Below are 17,738 nucleotides of genomic sequence, written 5' to 3' on the forward strand. Positions count from 1 at the left end.
GCGGCGTCAGGCCTGGTCGAGCAGCCGTTCCATCAGCGCCGCTGCGCTGTCTCCGGCGCGCAGGTCCTGCGGCATCTGAAGATGGCGGATGCGCGCCTGCAGCGCCGATGGGGCAGCCGCCACCGTCTGGTCGGACAGCGCGCGCTGCAGTCGCGCGGACAGGCCTGCGGGGTCGGAGAACGGCAGGAACAGCCAGAGCTTGTCCTCCTGTGTGCGGGTGGTGATGTCTGACGTGCGCAGCAATTCGTGCAGGCGGCGCGCGAACTCGTCCAGCAGCAGGAAGACGCGCGCGGCCCCCAGCTCCTCGATGAGTTCTGTGGCGTTGGTGAATTCGATCAGCATGAGCCCGAACCGCATCTCCGGATGGCGCGTGGTCACGGCCAGTGCCCAGTCGAGCATGCGCCGGAAATGGGGCGCCTCAACGTAGTTGGCGGTGTCGAGCGCCGCAAACGACTCCTGGATCTGCCCTGCGCGCAGCGCGGTGCGGCCGTGTGCGCTCAGGCGCAGGCTGGCGACTTCGCGTACATCCAGGGCACTGGGCGCGCAGCTGGTGCGGCAGGCCAGGCAGCGTGCCTGCGTCGTGGTCTCCACGAACACGTGATGGCAGCTGCCGCAGGCATACTGCGTCAGCGGGCGGTCATAGTCCACACCAATGTGGCGCAGCGCCCCGCTGCACTGGGGGCAGGAGAGACCGCCGTCGTGGTGGAAGTCGCTCTCGGGCGCCACATGCCCGCAGGAGAAGCAGTGCAGCGAGGCTTCCTTGCGGATCTGCAGGCTGGAGCAGTGCGGGCAGACATCGATGTAGTGGATGTGAGCGCTGCCGCAGGTGCGGCAGTGGCGCGTGCGGTCCACGAGCTGGGCGGGCTCCAAGAGCTTGCGGCGCACCAGGGTCGCGAGGCAGGCACCGGGATCCTCGCCCCGCCGCGCCAGGGCGTCCACCACGGGATAGTGGTAGAGCATGGGGTGCGTGAGCGTGCACTGCGGCGCCAGCTCCATCGCGTCGCGCACGTACAGGAAGTACAGCACGCGCTCTTCCAGACGCATGTCCGTCAGGGCCAGGCGCAGGCTGCGGCGCACGGCCAGGCTGCGCTCCGCGCGGGCCACCGCGTCGGCATAGGGTGCGGCGGTGTCGGCCAGCACGGAGGCCTTGCCCTCGCCGGGGGCCACCACGGCCAGGCGGTCCCACCAGGGGCTGCGGCGCAACTTGAGAATCAGATCGTCCGCGGCGGGAGCATCCCAGCCCTCCAGGTAAAAGCCGAGGGGCTGCACGGACGACCGCGTGAAGGCGTCCCAGGAATCGAAGACCTGGGCCTGGGGCTGTGCCGGAACCGGTTGTCCCGAGGGCCGCAGCACGACCATGGATTCGGCGGGGGGCGTGGCGGAAGAGGGCGATACAGTCATTCGGAACGGAACGCACCGCGCGCCATCGGCACAGGCGGTTGATCAGCAAAAAGAGGGTGGATGGCGGCCAATAACCCACGCCCATCCGGGCGCGCCCGCCCTGCGGGAAGAGCGCCGGCGGCCATGTGGGGCGCAAGCCAAGGTTACCCGATTACAACGCGCCCCGGCCTCACGCGGTTGAATGAAGCCCGGCGGTACAGTCATGGCTTTGCGTATTTTCGAGGGCGAGAGGACATGATTCTTGTAACCGGGGGCGCGGGCTTCATCGGCACCCACACCTGTGCGGCCCTTGCCGATGCAGGCATCCCCACCTTGCTGCTCGACAACTTCAGCAACAGCCGCCGCAGCGTGCTGGACCGCCTGGCGCGCATCACCGGCAAGCCGGCGGCGTGCGTCGAGGGCGACGTGCGCGACGCGCAGTTGCTGCGGCAACTGTTTGCGTCCCACCCCATCGAGGGCGTGATCCACTTCGCCGCGCTCAAGGCCGTGGGCGAATCGGTGCGCGAGCCGCTGCGCTACTACGAAAACAACGTGGCGGGGACGGTGAGCCTGCTGCGCGCCATGCAGGCGGCCGGCGTGCGCACGCTGGTGTTTTCCTCCTCGGCCACGGTGTATGGCGATCCGGCGAGCCTGCCCATCCGCGAGGACTTCCCGCTGTCGGCCACCAACCCTTACGGCTGGAGCAAGCTGATGATGGAGCAGGTGCTGGCCGATGTGGACCACGCCGAGCCCGGCCAGTGGCGCATTGCGCGGCTGCGCTACTTCAACCCCGTGGGCGCGCACGAGAGTGGGCTGATCGGCGAGGACCCGCAGGACATTCCCAACAACCTCATGCCCTACGTGGCCCAGGTGGCCACGGGCCAGCGCGAGGTGCTGAGCGTGTACGGCGGCGACTACCCCACGCCCGACGGCACGGGCGTGCGCGACTACATCCACGTATGCGATCTGGCCGAAGGCCACGTGGCCGCGCTGCGCTACCTGCGCGCGCATCCGGGGCTGCTCACGGTGAACCTCGGCACGGGACGGCCGGTGTCGGTGCTGGAGATGGTGCGCGGCTTCGAGCAGGCCAGCGGCCGTGCCGTGCCCTACCAGGTGGTGGCGCGCCGCCCCGGCGATGTGGCCGCCTGCTGGGCCGACCCAGCCCTGGCCGAGCGCCTGCTGGGCTGGCGCGCGCGACGCGATGTGCAGGCCATGTGCCGGGATGCCTGGCGCTGGCAGGATGGCGAGGCGCGCCGACTGGGTGATGCTCCTTGATTGATAGCTGGTTGCGCTCGTCAGTCAAGGAATTGATGGGGGAAATGGTTTGGAAACCAAATCCGACGAGCGCGAAAAGCTATTGATTCAATAGCTGAGCATGGCGCCGCCCATGGTATCTTGCGGCCCTTCTTCTTCAAAAGCCGGAGTGCTGGCGCATGCTTGCCAAACGCATCATTCCCTGCCTTGACGTGACCGGTGGCCGTGTCGTCAAGGGTGTCAACTTTGTCGAGCTGCGCGACGCGGGCGATCCGGTGGAGATCGCCGCGCGCTACAACGCGCAGGGCGCCGACGAGCTCACCTTCCTGGACATCACCGCCACCAGTGACGAGCGCGACCTGATCCTGCCCATCATCGAGGCCGTGGCCAGCCAGGTCTTCATCCCCTTGACCGTAGGCGGTGGCGTGCGCACCGTGGAAGACGTGCGCCGCCTGCTCAATGCGGGCGCGGACAAGACCAGCTTCAACTCCGCCGCGATCGCCAACCCCGACGTCATCAGCCAGGCCTCGGCCAAGTACGGCGCGCAGTGCATTGTCGTGGCCATCGATGCCAAGCGCCGCCAGGGCGCGGAAGTGGCCGAGCGCGGCGAGGGCTGGGATGTGTACAGCCATGGCGGGCGCAAGAACACCGGCCTGGACGCCGTGCAGTGGGCCGTGGAGATGGCGCGCCGCGGTGCGGGCGAGATCCTGCTGACCAGCATGGACCGCGACGGCACCAAGAGCGGGTTTGATCTGCAACTCACCCGTGCGGTGAGCGACGCCGTGGGCGTGCCCGTGATCGCCTCGGGCGGCGTGGGCAACCTGGACCACCTGGCCGATGGCGTGCAGCAGGGCGGCGCGGATGCGGTGCTGGCGGCCAGCATCTTCCACTACGGCGAGTTCACCGTGCGCCAGGCCAAGGAGCGCATGCGCGAGCGCGGTATCCCCGTGCGGCTCTGATGCCGCGAATGGATGCCAAAAAGGCCTGTAGCGCGCTTCCAGCAAGCGCTGTAAGCTATAAAAAATGCAGCATACATCGGCGTTGTAGCTGCCGATGACCGACAATGGACACCATGAACTGGCTTGATCAAGTGAAATGGGATGCGCAGGGCCTGGTGCCCGTGATTGCGCAGGAGGCCGCCACGGGCGACGTGCTGATGTTTGCCTGGATGAACCGCGAGGCGCTGGCCAAGACCGCCGAGCTGAGCCGCGCCGTGTACTACAGCCGCTCGCGCGGCAAGCTGTGGTTCAAGGGCGAGGAGTCGGGCCATGTGCAGCAGGTGCACGACATTCGCCTGGACTGCGACAGCGACGTGGTGCTGCTGAAGGTGACGCAGCTGGGCCACGAGCCCGGCATTGCCTGCCACACGGGCCGTCACAGCTGCTTCTTCAACGCCCTCCAGAATGGCGCGTGGCAGGCTGTCGATCCGGTCTTGAAAGACCCCGAATCCATCTACAAATAAGAAGCCATGACCCGCACCGATACCCATGCCCCTCTGTCGCAGGACGCGCTTGCGCGGCTGGCCGGCGTCATCGAAAGCCGCAAGCCCGCCAACGGCGGCGACCCTGACAAGAGCTACGTCGCGCGGCTGCTGCACAAGGGGCCTGACGCCTTCCTCAAGAAGGTGGGCGAGGAGGCGACCGAGGTGGTCATGGCGGCCAAGGACTTGGACCATGGCGCTGACAAGGCCAAGCTGGTGTACGAGGTGGCCGACCTGTGGTTCCACTCGATGATCGCGCTGGCGCATTACGGGCTTGCCCCCGCCGACGTGATTGCCGAGCTGGAGCGCCGCGAGGGCATCAGCGGCATCGAGGAAAAGGCCCTGCGCAAGGCCGCAGCCCGCAGCAGCGAAGAAGGAGGTGCGTGATGAACAACGATATCGTCGACGTGGAGCCCAGCGAGCGGGCCGAATCCCTCAAGACGGTCGGATGGGTCAGCTACATCCTGCACCTGATCGTGGCCGTGGCGGCGGTACTGCCGGGCGCGCAGCCTAGCGCCGCGCTGCTCATCGTCGCGCTGGTGATCGACCTGGTGAAGAAAAGCGATGCTGCGGGTACCTGGCAGGCCAGCCATTTCTCCTGGCGCGTGCGCACCGTGATCTGGGCCGGCGTGCTGTACGCGGTCACTGCGCCGCTGTGGTTGGTTTTCTTTTTCCCGGGTTGGGTCGCCTGGGGCCTGATCTCCATCTGGTTCCTCTACCGCATCGTGCGCGGCATGGTGGCCATGAACAAGGGGCAGGCCATCGATGCCTGAGCAGGGCGCGCCGCAGCGGCTCAACCTCGCGCTGCAGGGCGGCGGCTCGCATGGGGCGCTGACCTGGGGCGTGCTGGATGCGTTGCTCGAAGACGGCCAGTTCCTCATCGACGGCGTGAGCGGCACCAGCGCCGGTGCCATGAATGCCGTTGCGCTGGCCCACGGATTCGCCCAGGCCGCGCGGGAACACAAAGACCCGCTGGAGGCGCACCGCGCCGGCTGCGAACTGGCGCGCGCCACGCTGGCGCGGCTGTGGGAAGGCGTGGGCACACTCGGCAGCCTGACCTGGGGCATCCCCTTGCCCGGTGCCGGGCCGCTGCTGGGCATGATGTCCCACTGGCTGTCGCCCTACCAGACCAATCCGCTGGACATCAACCCCCTGCGGAGGGTGCTGGAGCGCGAGGTGGACTTCGAGGCCCTGGCTTCTGCGCGTGCGTCGCAGTCCAGCACTGTGCCGCAGGTGTTCGTGTGCGCGACCAATGTGCGCACGGGGCGCGGGGAGATTTTCACCGGCAAGCGGCTCAGCGCCGATGCCGTCATGGCCTCGGCCTGCCTGCCGCTGCTGTTCAAGGCGGTGGAGATTGACGGCGAGCATTACTGGGACGGTGGCTATTCCGGCAACCCCGCGCTGCATCCGCTGATCTACAAGACCGACTGCGCCGATGTGCTGCTGGTGCAGATCAACCCCATTGAACACCAAGGTGTGCCCGACAGCGCCAGCGAGATCATGGAGCGCATGAACGAGGTCACGTTCAACGCCGCCCTGCTATCCGAGCTGCGCGCCATCGAGTTCGTGCGCCGGCTGCTGGCCGAAGGCAAGCTGGACGCGCGCCGCTACAAGAGCGTGCGCATGCACCGCATCGATGGTGGCGCGGTGCTCGAGCCGTTCGGAGCCGCCAGCAAGCTGCGGGCGGACCTGGCCTTCGTGCGCCGCTTGTTCGACCTGGGCAGGGCGGCCGGCCAGGACTGGCTGCAGGCCCACCGGGCGGACGTGGGCGTGCGCACCACGGTCAACATCGCCGACAATGCGTGACCTTTCCACTGCCTGTTGACCGCCTTTTCGCCCTCCGCCATGCAACACGACCCGAACTGCCTCTTCTGCAAGATTATCGCCGGCCAGATCCCCTCGAAGAAGGTGTACGAGGACGAGCGGGTGTTTGCCTTCCACGACATCCACCCCTGGGCGCCGGTGCATTTTCTCGTGGTGCCCAAGGTCCATCTGCATTCCATGGCGGCGATCACGCCCGAGCACGCGGACCTGCTGGGGCACATGATGACGCTGGCGCCCAAGCTGGCGCAGGAGCAGGGCTGCAACCCTTATCCGGACGGAGGATTCCGCATCGTGGTAAATACCGGTTCCGAGGGCGGCCAGGAGATCCACCACCTGCACATGCACGTGATCGGTGGTCCCCGCCCCTGGCTCAAGGGGTAAGTTGGCACGCCTGCAGCCGCCGTGAAGTTGCTAGGGATATGAGGGGCCCGACATATCCGCCGTCTAGAATGGGCCGTATTCGTTAGGAGATTTTCATGGGTTCGTTTTCCATTTGGCACTGGCTCATCGTGCTGCTGATCGTCGTGATGGTGTTCGGCACCAAGAAGCTCAAGAACATCGGCTCCGACCTGGGCGGCGCGGTCAAGGGTTTCAAGGACGGCATGAAGGATGGCGCCAGCACCGATGACTCGGCCACCACCAGCGCGCCCGCGGGCCAGGTGACCAACAACAGCACGGCTGCCGACAAGACCACGATCGACGTCGAAGCCAAGCACAAGAGCTGAACGCCCACGCCTTTCCTGCCTGAGCGTTCCTCATGATCGACATTGGCCTGTCCAAGATGGCGCTGATTGGCGCCGTGGCCCTCATCGTCATCGGCCCCGAGAAGCTGCCGCGCGTCGCGCGCACGGTGGGCACCTTGCTGGGCAAGGCGCAGCGTTATGTGGCCGACGTCAAGGCGGAGGTCAACCGCTCCATGGAGCTGGACGAGCTGCGCAAGATGAAAGACACCGTGGAGAACGCGGCGCGCGACGTGGAGCAGACCATCCACACCAGCGCCAGCGATTTCCAGAAGGACATGGAGCATAGCCTGGGCGACGCCTCTGCGACCGGCAGCACCTACGGGGTGGACCAAGGCCTGTCCACTGTGGTCCCGGCGTACAAGCACCCAGCCAAGAACTGGCGCCTCAAGCGCGGTGCCATGCCCCAGTGGTACAAGGCGCGCGCGGGCGTGCGCACGCGGGTGCAGTCAGGCGCGGCGCGCGTGGCACGGTTCCGCCCCCAGAAATTCCATTGATCCCCTGATGGGCTGCGCCCTGCGCAGCCCGCGCGGGCCATGATCCCGCCTCACCCCCACCATGTCCGAAACACCGAACCAAGAAGACGAGCTCGCCGGTACCGAGCAGCCTTTCGTGCAGCACCTGATGGAGCTGCGCGACCGCCTCGTGAAGGCCATGATCGCGGTGGGGGTCGTCGCGGCCGCCCTGTTCTTCTATCCCGGTCCCGGCCAGCTGTACGACTTCCTGGCCGCGCCCCTGGTGGCCCACTTGCCGCAGGGGGCGACCATGATTGCCACCTCGGTGATCTCGCCCTTCATGGTGCCGCTCAAGATCCTGCTGATGTCGGCGTTCCTTGTGGCGCTGCCCTTCGTGCTGTGGCAGGTGTGGGCCTTCGTGGCGCCGGGGCTGTATTCGCACGAGAAGCGCCTGGTGCTGCCGCTGGTAGTTTCCAGCACGGTGCTGTTCTTCATCGGCGTGGCGTTCTGCTACTTCTTCGTGTTTGGGCAGGTGTTCAGCTTCATCCAGGGTTTTGCACCCAAGAGCATCACCGCTGCGCCGGATATCGAGGCCTACCTGGGCTTCGTGATGACCATGTTCCTCGCCTTCGGCCTGGCCTTTGAGGTGCCGATCGCTGTGGTGGTGCTGGCGCGCCTGAACGTCGTGAGCGTGGAAAAGCTCAAGAGCTTCCGCGGCTACTTCATCGTGGTCGCGTTCGTGATCGCCGCCATCGTCACGCCGCCGGACGTGGTGTCGCAACTGGCGCTGGCGATTCCCATGTGCCTGCTCTACGAGTTGGGGATCTGGGCGGCGCAGCTGTTCATCCGCCATACCAAGGCACCCGAGGATCCGCAGGAATCCGCGCCGTGAGCGTGCGCTGAGCCACCGCCGCGCTGCGGGGGGCCGCCGGCGCCCGGTGGTGCACCGTTCAGGAGTGGAACAAAAATAGCTTCCCGCGCTTTGTAGACAAGCGCGGGAAGCTATTTTTTTGATGGCAATGCTGTTCAGCGGCGCTGCTGCACGCGGGGCCGCGTGCCCGGCACGACCGATACCTCCAGCCGCGCGTCGCCGCGCTGCAGCGCAAAGCTGGCCGCGGAGCCGGGCTTGAGGGACGCCACCGCCGTGAGCAGTTGCGACACGTTGTTGGTGGCTTTGTCCTCCACGCTCAGGATCACGTCGCCCGGCCGCACCCCCGCCACTGCCGCGGGACCGCCCTGCAGCACGCCGGTGATGATCACGCCCTCCGTGGCCTTGACGCCAAAGGTCTGGGCCAGTTCGGGGGACAGTTCGTTGGGCTCCACGCCGATCCAGCCGCGCGTGACCTGCCCGTCGCGCACGATACCGTCCAGCACCAGCTTGGCCGTCGACACGGGAATGGCGAAGCCGATGCCCATGCTGCCGCCTGAGCGGGAGTAGATGGCGGTGTTGATGCCCATCAGGTTGCCATTCACGTCCACCAGCGCGCCGCCGGAGTTGCCGGGGTTGATGGCCGCGTCGGTCTGAATGAAGTTCTCGAAAGTGTTGATGCCCAGTTGGCTGCGACCCAGTGCCGACACGATGCCGCTGGTGACCGTCTGGCCCACGCCAAAGGGATTGCCGATGGCCAGCACCTGATCGCCCACGGCGAGCTGGTCGGAATCGCCCAGCACGATGACGGGCAGCTTGTCGAGATCCACCTTCAGCACGGCCAGGTCGGTTTCAGGGTCGGTCCCGATGATGGTGGCGCGCGCGCGCCGGCTGTCGGTGAGCGTCACCTCGATCTCGTCGGCGCCCTCCACCACGTGGTTGTTGGTGAGGATGTAGCCGTCGGGGCTGATGATCACGCCGCTGCCCAGGCCGGTTTGCGCCTGGGTGCCTTGGTCGCCAAAGAAGAACTGGAACCACGGGTCGTTGCTACGCGGGTGGCGCACGGCTTTGCTGGTGTTGATGCTGACCACCGCTGGCGCCGCCCTGCGCGCCGCCCCACTGAAGCTGCCCGCCGCGGGCTGGGCGGACGTGGAGGAGGGCGCCTCGATGAGCGAAATGCCAGCGCCGCTGCGTGTGGCGCCGCGCTGCAGCCAGTCGGGCTGCAGGGTGGCCACCACGAAGTACGCAGCCAGCAGCACGGTGACGGATTGGGAGAGCAGGAGCCAGAGGCGTTTCATGGGGCGTGATGCGGTTGGAAGGCGAGCGCAAATTGTAGGCGTGTGCCCCGGTTTCGGGGCGTGGGACGGCGCGGCGCGAGTCCCTGCAGACGCAGTGGCGGGCCTGGCGTTGCGAGGGGCCTGCTTCGCGTCGCATTAGCGCATCTGGAACAGTTCCTGGTGGAAAGCCTGCGTGGGCAGGCCGTGCGCGGCCAGGTCTGCCCGCAGGGCAGAGGCGAACGGTATCGGGCCGCAAAACCAGACGCTGGCGTTTCGCCATTCGGGTACCAGCGCTCGCAGACGCTCGCCGTCCAGGCGCCCGTCCTGTGCATCCACGAACAGGTGCAGGCGCACGCCGGCGGCCTGCGCATCGACACGCAGCTTGTCCAGCGCCACCGGGTCGTGGTCGGCGGTGGTGTGGAACAGGTCGATGGGCCGGGTGGAGTCGTAGCCCCCGTGCGCGAGTTGTTTCATGCGTGCGACGAACGGCGTAATGCCGATGCCGGCGCCGATCCAGATCTGGCGCGGACGTGCGTCGTCGAATGTGAAGCAGCCGTATGGCCCCTCCACCGTCACGTGGTCGCCCACGCGCAGGCGGTCGGGCAGGCGGCTGGTGTGGTCGCCGAGGGCCTTGGTGATGAAAGTGACGCACGGGTCTTGTGGCTTCCACGCCGATGCGATGGTGTAGGGGTGCGCGCCTTCCTTGGGGTCGGAGGTGACGAAGGCGAATTGCCCCGCGCGGTGCCCGGGCCAGAGGCCGTCGAGACGGATGCGCGTTTCCAGCACGCGCAGCGCGGGATAAGGCTGCAATGAAACGATGCGACCCTGAACGGTGCGGCGCCTGCCCACGCGGCGGGTCAGTACCAGCACGGCTGATACCGTGCCGGCGGCCACCAGCAGGGCCAGCAGCCAGCCGATCGGCTGCGACCAGTAGCTCCATTGCACCAGCACCACGGTGTGGAAGACCAGCACTAGGTAAGCCACGGCCAGCAACTGGTGCGTCTTGGCGAACAGCCGGTACGGAAAGCGCTTGACCAGCGCCAGCACGATGAGCAGTACCGCTGCGTAGAACGCCCACTCGCCCACGCCTTCGGCGAGGCCGCGCCAATCGCGCAGCGTGGCCTCGGCAAGGCCCAGGTTCTCGGCAGGCGGGCGCGGCCCGCGCGGCGGCCGGGTGAGCCAACCCCATCCCACGGCCCATTTGGTGCCCTTGGCCCAGAGCCAGTGCACCGTGCCGATCGCCAGCGCGGCGATGCCCAGCCACTTGTGCAGACGGTACATCTTGTCCAGCCCGTCCAAATGCCGCTCCAGCCACACGGGGCGCACGGCCAGCAGCATGGCGAGCGACATCGCGCCCATCACCAGCACGCCGCTGTATTGCACCCAGACGGTGCGCAGCGCGAAGTAGCCCGGCTGCGCGGGCCATAGCGTGTCGGCCATCAGCCACAGCGCGGTGAGGCCGAGCAAGAAGGCCCAGAAGGCCCACGTGATGCGTTTCATCCCAGTTCCCTGTTGGTCGTCATAGTGGTTTGCCAGGCAGTCTAGGAGCGCGTTTGCGCGGGATTTTTTAAGCAGTGTGAAGCATGGTAAACACGTTTGATGTGGGTCAGCGCAGGGGCACATCGCGGACAATTGCCGCATGTCTCATCCTTCGCATACCGACCGGGACGCGCTGCTGGCGGCCTTTGATGCCGAACTGCAGCCCGAACGCTTCAAGGATTACGGGCCCAATGGGCTGCAGGTAGAAGGCAGGCGCGAGATCGCGCGCATCGTCAGCGGAGTCACGGCCAGCCGCGCGCTGATCGATGCCGCCATTGCCGCGCGGGCCGACGCCATCTTCGTGCACCACGGCTTGTTCTGGCGGGGCATGGACGGCCGCGTGACCGGCTGGATGAAGCAGCGCCTGCAGCGCCTGCTGGCACACGACATCAATCTGTTTGCCTACCACTTGCCACTGGACGCGCATGCGCAGTGGGGCAACAACGCACAACTGGGGCGCGTGCTGGGCTGGCAGCCCGACCAGCGTTTTGGCGAGCAGGACCTGGGCTTTGCCGCGCCGGCGGACTTCGCAGATGTGGGTGCGCTGGCCGCGCACGTGCAAGCGGCGCTGGGCCGTGCGGCCACGGTGGTGGCGCCGGAACAGGTGCGCCCCATCCGCCGCGTGGCCTGGTGCACGGGCGGCGCGCAAGGGTTCTTCGAGTCCGCCATCGCCGCGGGGGCGGATGCCTTCATTACCGGCGAGATCTCCGAACAGCAGACCCACCTCGCGCGCGAGACGGGCGTGGCCTTCATCGCAGCCGGCCACCATGCCACCGAACGCTACGGTGCGCCGGCGCTCGCGGCCCATGTCGCGCAGCGGTTGGGGTTGGAGCACCGTTTCATCGATATCGACAATCCTGCTTGAGTTTTTGCTATTAAAAATATAGCTGCTTGCGCTTTATGGTAGAGCGCTAGGGCCCTATTTGATCTATAGGCTTATTCATGAATGCACTTCCCGCGCTTGCCATCACCCAGGGGGATCCCGCAGGCATCGGTCCGGAAATCGTGGCCAAGGCGTTTCGCGATGCGCCACAGGTGCTGCGCGGCTGCTTCGTGGTGGGAGACCTGCCGACCATGCGCCGCGCGGCGTCGTGCATCATGCGGCCGGGCCAGCCCAGTTTGCCCGTGGCGCGCCTGGATGCGTACCGTGCGCCGGTCGACCTGGCCGACATTCCGCCGCGCTGCCTGCCCGTATGGCAACTGCCGGAATTGGAGGGCGTGGCTCCTGCGCCCTGGGGGCGGGTGAGCGCCGAAGCCGGGCGTGCCGCGGCGGCGTGCGTGGTGTGGGCTGCGCGTGCTGCATTGCGTGGCGAGGTTGCGGCGCTGGTGACGGCGCCTTTGCACAAGGAGGCGCTCGCGGCCGCGGGCGTGCACCATCCCGGTCACACGGAACTGCTGCAAGCCGAGGCGGCGGTCCATGCGGGCGTGTCCTTGCAGCAGATGCCCGTGCGCATGATGCTCGCGAATGACGAGCTGCGCACCGTGCTCGTCAGCATCCACGTCGCGCTGCGCGATGCCATCGCCGCGGTGACGCAGGACAGCGTGCTGCAGACGCTGCGGATCACCCATGCCGCGCTCTCGCGCAGCCTGGGGCGCGCTCCGCGCATTGGCGTGGCGGGGCTCAATCCGCATGCGGGCGAGGGGGGGTTGTTCGGCCGCGAGGAGCTCGAAGTCATCGCGCCGGCCGTGACGCAGGCGCGCAGTGAGGGGATCGATGCCCACGGCCCGTTTGCACCCGACACCATTTTCATGCGCGCCCGCTCCACGCCGCAGCGCGCCGGCGAGTTTGACGTGGTGCTGGCCATGTACCACGACCAGGGCCTGATCCCGGTGAAGTATTTGGGCGTGGACAAAGGGGTGAACGTCACGCTCGGGTTGCCGCTCGTGCGCACCAGCCCCGACCACGGCACGGCCTTCGACATCGCGGGGCAGGGGACGGCGGATGCGGAGAGCCTGATCGAAGCCGTGCGCATGGCGCGGCAGTTGGCGCGGCCCTGAACGTCTCCCTGAAATGCAAAGGCCCGCCGCCCGGGGAGGGCGGTGGGCCTTTTTACGCGCCCTCTGGCGTGCTGTCAGCGCTTGAGGCTGTCGCGGATCTCGCGCAGCAGCTGGATGTCCTCGGGAGTGGCGGGCGGGGCGGGCGGCTCGACGGGTGTCTCACGCTTGAGCCGGTTGATCTGTTTGACCATCACGAAGATGATGAACGCGAGGATCACGAAATTGACGGCGACGGTGATGAAATTGCCGTAAGCCAGTACCGGCACGCCCGCTTTGCGAATCGCCTCCAGCGTATAGGGCGTGCCCTCCGGCACGCTGCCCAGCACGATGAACAGGTTGGAGAAGTCCAGCTTGCCGAACACCAAGCCCACGACCGGCATGATGAGGTCGCTGACGACGGAGTCGACGATCTTGCCGAAGGCACCACCGATGATCACGCCGACCGCGAGGTCAATGACGTTGCCCTTAACGGCAAACTCCCGAAACTCTTTGGCAATGCCCATTTCGTTTCTCCTTTGATATAGATGAAAACACTGAACTATTGCCTAGCTTAAGTCCAGCAGCAGCGTTGGAATAACCATTTTCACTCCGCTACAATTTGCGGTTGACCCCTTAGCGAAGCATACCGAGGATCCCCATGAGTGAAACTCCGATCGACTCCAGCAAGCGGACGTGGCTGATTGCGTCCGGCTGCGCTGGTGCGGTGGGCGGCGTGGCGACTGCCGTTCCTTTTGTGAGCACTTTCCAACCGTCTGAAAAGGCCAAGGCAGCGGGTGCTGCCGTCGAGGTGGATATCTCGGGTCTCAAGCCCGGCGAAAAAATCACCGTGGAATGGCGTGGAAAGCCTGTTTGGATTGTCAAGCGCACGCCCGAGCAGCTTGCCGAGCTGCCCAAGCTGGATGCGCAGCTTGCCGATCCCAAATCGGCGCGCAACCCTGCGGAGCTCACGCCGGAATATGCGCGCAACGAATGGCGCTCCATCAAACCCGAGGTGCTCGTGGCCGTGGGTATCTGCTCCCACCTTGGCTGCTCTCCCACGGAAAAGTTCGCGTCGGGCCCGCAGCCTTCCCTGCCTGACGACTGGAAGGGCGGTTTCCTGTGCCCTTGCCATGGCTCCACATTCGACATGGCGGGCCGTGTGTTCAAGAACAAGCCTGCGCCTGACAATCTCGAAGTGCCGCCGCACATGTACCTGTCGGAGACCAAGCTCCTGATCGGTGAAGACAAGAAGGCCTGAGGGAGGCACTGACAAATGGCTGCTTATCGCGAATTCAAGGAAGTCTCGCCCAACGCGTCCGCGGGCGTGAAGGTCACCAACTGGCTGGAAAACCGTTTCCCCACGGCTTTCGATGCCTACAAGGTGCACATGTCGGAGTACTACGCTCCGAAGAACTTCAACTTCTGGTACATCTTCGGCTCGCTGGCGCTGCTGGTACTGGTGATCCAGATCGTCACCGGCATCTTCCTCGTGATGCACTATAAGCCCGACGCTGCCAAGGCGTTCGAGTCTGTCGAGTACATCATGCGCGACGTGCCGTGGGGCTGGCTGATCCGCTACATGCACTCGACCGGTGCGTCGGCCTTCTTCGTGGTCGTGTACCTGCACATGTTCCGCGGCCTGCTGTACGGCTCCTATCGCAAGCCACGCGAACTGGTGTGGATCTTCGGCTGCGCCATCTTCCTGGCGCTGATGGCCGAGGCGTTCATGGGTTATCTGCTGCCCTGGGGCCAGATGTCCTACTGGGGCGCACAGGTGATCGTGAACCTGTTCTCCGCCATTCCCTTCATCGGCCCCGATCTGGCGCTGCTGATCCGTGGCGACTATGTGGTGGGCGATGCGACGCTGAACCGCTTCTTCAGCTTCCACGTGATCGCTGTGCCGCTGGTGCTGCTGGGCCTGGTGGTGGCGCACTTGCTGGCGCTACATGACGTGGGTTCCAACAACCCTGATGGCATCGAAATCAAGGGCCCCGGCAAGCCGGTGGATGAGCATGGCCACCCGCTGGACGGCGTACCTTTCCACCCTTACTACACGGTGCACGACATCCTGGGCGTGTGCGTGTTCCTGTTCATCTTCTCGGCGGTGGTGTTCTTCGCTCCCGAACTGGGTGGCTACTTCCTGGAGTACAACAACTTCATCCCGGCCGATCCGCTGCAGACGCCTGCCCACATCGCCCCGGTGTGGTACTTCACGCCCTTCTATTCCATGCTGCGCGCCATCACCACCGAGATGATGTACGTGTTGATCGCATGTGTGGTGCTGGGTGCGGGCTTCGGTGTATTCAAGGCCCGTTTGCCTGCGCTCATCAAGGGTGGCGTAGCGTTGGCCGCCGCTGTGGCCATCGCCCTCATGCTGGCTATTGATGCCAAGTTTTGGGGCGTGGTGGTGATGGGTGGTGCCGTGATCATTCTGTTCTTCCTGCCCTGGCTGGACCAGAGCCCTGCACGCTCGATCCGCTATCGCCCGACCTGGCACAAGTACCTGTACGCAGTATTCGTGGTTGTGTTCGTCATCCTGGCCTACCTGGGCGTGCAACCGCCATCGCCCATCGGCGAGCGGGTTTCGCAGGTGGGTACGCTGTTCTACTTTGGTTTCTTCCTGCTCATGCCCTGGTGGAGCCGCTTGGGTACACCCAAGCCCGTGCCGGACCGCGTGACTTTCGCTGCGCACTGAGCTGGAGACAACAACAATGAAAAAACTCATCCTCACGTTGGTTGCAGCTCTGGGTCTGGTGGCTGGGGCGCATGCCGCCGGTGGTGGCATGGCCTGGGACAAGGCGCCTGTCAACACCAGCGACACGGCGTCCTTGCAGAACGGTGCGAAGCTCTTCGTCAACTATTGCCTCAACTGCCACTCTGCTGCCTTCATGCGTTTCAATCGCTTGAAGGACATCGGTCTCACGGACCAGCAGATCAAGGACAACCTGCTGTTCACGACCGATAAGGTGGGCGAGACCATGAAGTCCGCCATCGATCCCAAGCAGGCCAAGGTATGGTTCGGCGCCAACCCGCCCGATCTCACGGTGATTGCACGTTCGCGTGCAGGCGCCGGCGGAACGGGCGCCGACTATCTCTACACCTTCCTGCGCACCTTCTATCGGGACGACACCAAGGCCACGGGCTGGAATAATCTGGCGTTTCCCAATGTGGGCATGCCCCATGCCTTGTGGCAACTGCAAGGCGAGCGCCGCCCGATCTTCGAAGAGCGTGAAAGCCACGGCAAGACCGAGCATGTGCTCAAGGGCTGGGAGCAGGTTACTGCAGGCAGCATGACGCCGTTGCAATACGACCAAGCTGTAGGTGATCTCGTGAATTATCTGCAGTGGATGGGCGAGCCAGCGCAAAATACACGTGTTCGCATTGGCGTATGGGTGTTGATCTTCCTCGGCGTGTTCACGCTCATCGCATGGAGGCTCAACGCCGCCTTCTGGAAAGACGTTAAGTAAACGCTAGGTTCTTTGCCGCGCATTTCTGCGCTGCCGAGCATGTACAGAGTGGGTGCCCTGGCACCCACTCTTTTGATTTTTAGGAGCTGCTCACCATGATGGTGCTTTATTCGGGTACGACCTGCCCCTTTTCCCATCGCTGCCGTTTCGTCCTCTTCGAAAAAGGCATGGATTTCGAGATCCGCGATGTGGACCTGTACAACAAGCCCGAAGACATCAGCGTGATGAATCCCTATGGTCAGGTTCCCATCCTGGTCGAGCGCGACTTGATCCTGTACGAGTCCAACATCATCAACGAGTACATTGATGAGCGCTTCCCCCACCCGCAACTGATGCCGGGTGATCCGGTGGACCGCGCACGCGTGCGCCTGTTCCTGCTGAACTTTGAGAAGGAATTGTTCGTTCACGTGAACGCGCTGGAGTCGCGCGCCACGAAGGGGAATGAAAAGGCATTGGAGAAGGCGCGCACGCACATCCGCGACCGGCTGACGCAGCTCGCTCCGGTGTTCTTGAAGAACAAATACATGTTGGGCGAAGGTTTTTCCATGCTTGATGTGGCCATTGCCCCCTTGTTGTGGCGCCTGGACTATTACGGCATCGAGTTAAGCAAGAACGCTGCACCATTGCTCAAATATGCCGAGCGCATTTTCTCTCGCCCGGCATATATCGAGGCGCTGACGCCTTCCGAGAAAGTCATGCGCAAGTAAGCTGCTGCGCCTTTTTCTTTGCTTGCGTACGATGAAGCCCCAGGAATTTCCCTCCACGCGCCCCTATCTCATTCGTGCTCTGTATGAGTGGTGCACGGACAACGGCTTCACGCCCTATCTGGTGGTGCGTGTGAACGAATCCGTTCAGGTACCGCGTGAGTACGTCAACAACGGCGAGATTGTCCTGAACGCAAGCTACGACGCGACGAGCGGGCTGCAACTGGGCAACGATTTCATCGAGTTCAAGGCACGCTTCGGCGGCAGGCCGCACGACATCATGGTCCCGGTGCGCCGGGTCGTCGCCATCTATGCCCGTGAAAACGGACAGGGTATGGCCTTCCCGTTGGAAGAGGAAGTGTCCGTGCCGCCGGCCGTTGCTGTAGTGTCATCCGCGGACTCGGGCGCTGGACCGGGTGTCCCGGGCTCCACGGTTTCCGAGCGTGGTCCTGTTCAGTTGCAATCGGTGGACGGCTCTGTCAGCGATGCGCACGAGGAAGCGCCGCGACCGCCTCCGCCCACAGGAGGCGCTGGGCGTCCTTCGCTCAAGCGCATCAAATGAGGCATCTTTCAAGGTGAATCAATTTGAGCCGTGCGTTTTGAACGCTAGAATCTGAAATTCGCCGATTTAGCTCAGTTGGTAGAGCACCCGCCTTGTAAGCGGTAGGTCGTCAGTTCGAATCCGACAATCGGCACCATTGCACAGGCCGCATGTTCGCAGGGACATGCGGCTTTTCTTTTGCGTGCGGCCTTTTTTTTGCGACGCCATGCCT

The 17,738-nt window shown here is 65.0% G+C and carries 21 protein-coding genes and 1 tRNA gene; 18 read left to right on the forward strand and 4 right to left on the reverse strand.

The window, feature by feature from the left end; translation table 11 throughout:
• Window positions 1-6: 6 nt before the first annotated feature.
• Window positions 7-1,401: a TackOD1 domain-containing metal-binding protein gene (locus AC1PPL_RS08510; RefSeq protein ID WP_479973068.1), complete on the reverse strand. Its 1,395-nt coding sequence runs from the start codon at window positions 1,399-1,401 to the stop codon at window positions 7-9.
• A 234-nt stretch (window positions 1,402-1,635) separates the two neighbouring features.
• On the opposite strand from AC1PPL_RS08510, the gene galE reads away from it, so the two are divergent.
• From galE to tatC, 10 genes are all read left to right on the forward strand, one after another.
• The gene (gene galE, locus AC1PPL_RS08515; RefSeq protein ID WP_479973069.1) at window positions 1,636-2,655 is read left to right on the forward strand and encodes a UDP-glucose 4-epimerase GalE; all 1,020 of its coding nucleotides are present in this window, start codon (window positions 1,636-1,638) and stop codon (window positions 2,653-2,655) included.
• A 158-nt stretch (window positions 2,656-2,813) separates the two neighbouring features.
• Window positions 2,814-3,593: an imidazole glycerol phosphate synthase subunit HisF gene (gene hisF / locus AC1PPL_RS08520; RefSeq protein WP_011804224.1), complete on the forward strand. Its 780-nt coding sequence runs from the start codon at window positions 2,814-2,816 to the stop codon at window positions 3,591-3,593.
• Between the two features lie 104 nt (window positions 3,594-3,697).
• On the forward strand, window positions 3,698-4,096 hold the full coding sequence (gene hisI / locus AC1PPL_RS08525) for a phosphoribosyl-AMP cyclohydrolase (RefSeq protein WP_479973070.1): 399 nt from the start codon (window positions 3,698-3,700) through the stop codon (window positions 4,094-4,096).
• Window positions 4,097-4,102: 6 nt separating this feature from the next.
• Window positions 4,103-4,501, forward strand: coding sequence for a phosphoribosyl-ATP diphosphatase (locus AC1PPL_RS08530; RefSeq protein WP_011804226.1), 399 nt, complete (start codon window positions 4,103-4,105; stop codon window positions 4,499-4,501).
• Window positions 4,501-4,887: a DUF4870 family protein gene (locus AC1PPL_RS08535; RefSeq protein WP_011804227.1), complete on the forward strand. Its 387-nt coding sequence runs from the start codon at window positions 4,501-4,503 to the stop codon at window positions 4,885-4,887. The genes AC1PPL_RS08530 and AC1PPL_RS08535 overlap by 1 nt, the downstream gene beginning before the upstream one ends.
• Entirely contained in the window at window positions 4,880-5,920 is a 1,041-nt protein-coding gene (locus AC1PPL_RS08540) for a patatin-like phospholipase family protein (protein WP_287743243.1), read from the forward strand. The genes AC1PPL_RS08535 and AC1PPL_RS08540 overlap by 8 nt, the downstream gene beginning before the upstream one ends.
• A gap of 39 nt (window positions 5,921-5,959) precedes the next feature.
• Window positions 5,960-6,319 carry a histidine triad nucleotide-binding protein gene (locus AC1PPL_RS08545; protein WP_479973071.1) on the forward strand — a complete coding sequence of 120 codons (360 nt, stop codon included), beginning with the start codon at window positions 5,960-5,962 and terminating at the stop codon, window positions 6,317-6,319.
• A 95-nt stretch (window positions 6,320-6,414) separates the two neighbouring features.
• A complete protein-coding gene (gene tatA / locus AC1PPL_RS08550) occupies window positions 6,415-6,663 on the forward strand; it encodes a Sec-independent protein translocase subunit TatA (RefSeq protein WP_011804230.1) in 249 nt (82 codons plus the stop codon).
• Window positions 6,664-6,695: 32 nt separating this feature from the next.
• Window positions 6,696-7,175 carry a Sec-independent protein translocase protein TatB gene (gene tatB / locus AC1PPL_RS08555; RefSeq protein WP_011804231.1) on the forward strand — a complete coding sequence of 160 codons (480 nt, stop codon included), beginning with the start codon at window positions 6,696-6,698 and terminating at the stop codon, window positions 7,173-7,175.
• Between the two features lie 61 nt (window positions 7,176-7,236).
• Entirely contained in the window at window positions 7,237-8,025 is a 789-nt protein-coding gene (tatC, locus tag AC1PPL_RS08560; RefSeq protein WP_047349954.1) for a twin-arginine translocase subunit TatC, read from the forward strand.
• A gap of 134 nt (window positions 8,026-8,159) precedes the next feature.
• Here tatC and AC1PPL_RS08565 read toward each other — a convergent pair whose 3' ends face one another.
• Window positions 8,160-9,299, reverse strand: a complete 1,140-nt coding sequence (locus AC1PPL_RS08565) for a S1C family serine protease (RefSeq protein WP_088887547.1) — start codon at window positions 9,297-9,299, stop codon at window positions 8,160-8,162.
• Window positions 9,300-9,434: 135 nt separating this feature from the next.
• Window positions 9,435-10,778 carry a ferredoxin reductase family protein gene (locus tag AC1PPL_RS08570; RefSeq protein WP_479973072.1) on the reverse strand — a complete coding sequence of 448 codons (1,344 nt, stop codon included), beginning with the start codon at window positions 10,776-10,778 and terminating at the stop codon, window positions 9,435-9,437.
• A 139-nt stretch (window positions 10,779-10,917) separates the two neighbouring features.
• Here AC1PPL_RS08570 and AC1PPL_RS08575 point away from each other — a divergent pair, with 139 nt between their 5' ends.
• On the forward strand, window positions 10,918-11,682 hold the full coding sequence (locus AC1PPL_RS08575) for a Nif3-like dinuclear metal center hexameric protein (RefSeq protein ID WP_012655735.1): 765 nt from the start codon (window positions 10,918-10,920) through the stop codon (window positions 11,680-11,682).
• A gap of 77 nt (window positions 11,683-11,759) precedes the next feature.
• A complete protein-coding gene (gene pdxA, locus AC1PPL_RS08580; RefSeq protein ID WP_479973073.1) occupies window positions 11,760-12,815 on the forward strand; it encodes a 4-hydroxythreonine-4-phosphate dehydrogenase PdxA in 1,056 nt (351 codons plus the stop codon).
• Window positions 12,816-12,889: 74 nt separating this feature from the next.
• On the opposite strand, the gene mscL is transcribed toward pdxA, so the two are convergent.
• A complete protein-coding gene (gene mscL / locus AC1PPL_RS08585; protein ID WP_011804237.1) occupies window positions 12,890-13,318 on the reverse strand; it encodes a large conductance mechanosensitive channel protein MscL in 429 nt (142 codons plus the stop codon).
• A gap of 134 nt (window positions 13,319-13,452) precedes the next feature.
• On the opposite strand from mscL, the gene petA reads away from it, so the two are divergent.
• The 6 genes from petA (at window position 13,453) to AC1PPL_RS08615 (ending at window position 17,663) form a co-directional block, all read left to right on the forward strand.
• Window positions 13,453-14,052 (forward strand): ubiquinol-cytochrome c reductase iron-sulfur subunit, encoded by a 600-nt coding sequence (gene petA / locus AC1PPL_RS08590; RefSeq protein WP_012655737.1) that lies wholly within the window; start codon window positions 13,453-13,455, stop codon window positions 14,050-14,052.
• A gap of 15 nt (window positions 14,053-14,067) precedes the next feature.
• Window positions 14,068-15,489, forward strand: coding sequence for a cytochrome b (locus AC1PPL_RS08595; protein ID WP_012655738.1), 1,422 nt, complete (start codon window positions 14,068-14,070; stop codon window positions 15,487-15,489).
• Window positions 15,490-15,505: 16 nt separating this feature from the next.
• On the forward strand, window positions 15,506-16,261 hold the full coding sequence (locus AC1PPL_RS08600) for a cytochrome c1 (protein ID WP_011804240.1): 756 nt from the start codon (window positions 15,506-15,508) through the stop codon (window positions 16,259-16,261).
• A 95-nt stretch (window positions 16,262-16,356) separates the two neighbouring features.
• Complete coding sequence (locus AC1PPL_RS08605; RefSeq protein WP_011804241.1) at window positions 16,357-16,968, forward strand: glutathione S-transferase N-terminal domain-containing protein; 612 nt, start codon at window positions 16,357-16,359, stop codon at window positions 16,966-16,968.
• A gap of 31 nt (window positions 16,969-16,999) precedes the next feature.
• The gene (locus AC1PPL_RS08610; protein ID WP_479973074.1) at window positions 17,000-17,527 is read left to right on the forward strand and encodes a ClpXP protease specificity-enhancing factor; all 528 of its coding nucleotides are present in this window, start codon (window positions 17,000-17,002) and stop codon (window positions 17,525-17,527) included.
• 60 nt (window positions 17,528-17,587) lie between these two features.
• A tRNA-Thr gene (locus AC1PPL_RS08615) sits at window positions 17,588-17,663 on the forward strand.
• The last annotated feature ends 75 nt before the right edge of the window (window positions 17,664-17,738 follow it).

Source organism: Diaphorobacter sp. B2A2W2, assembly GCF_056730635.1.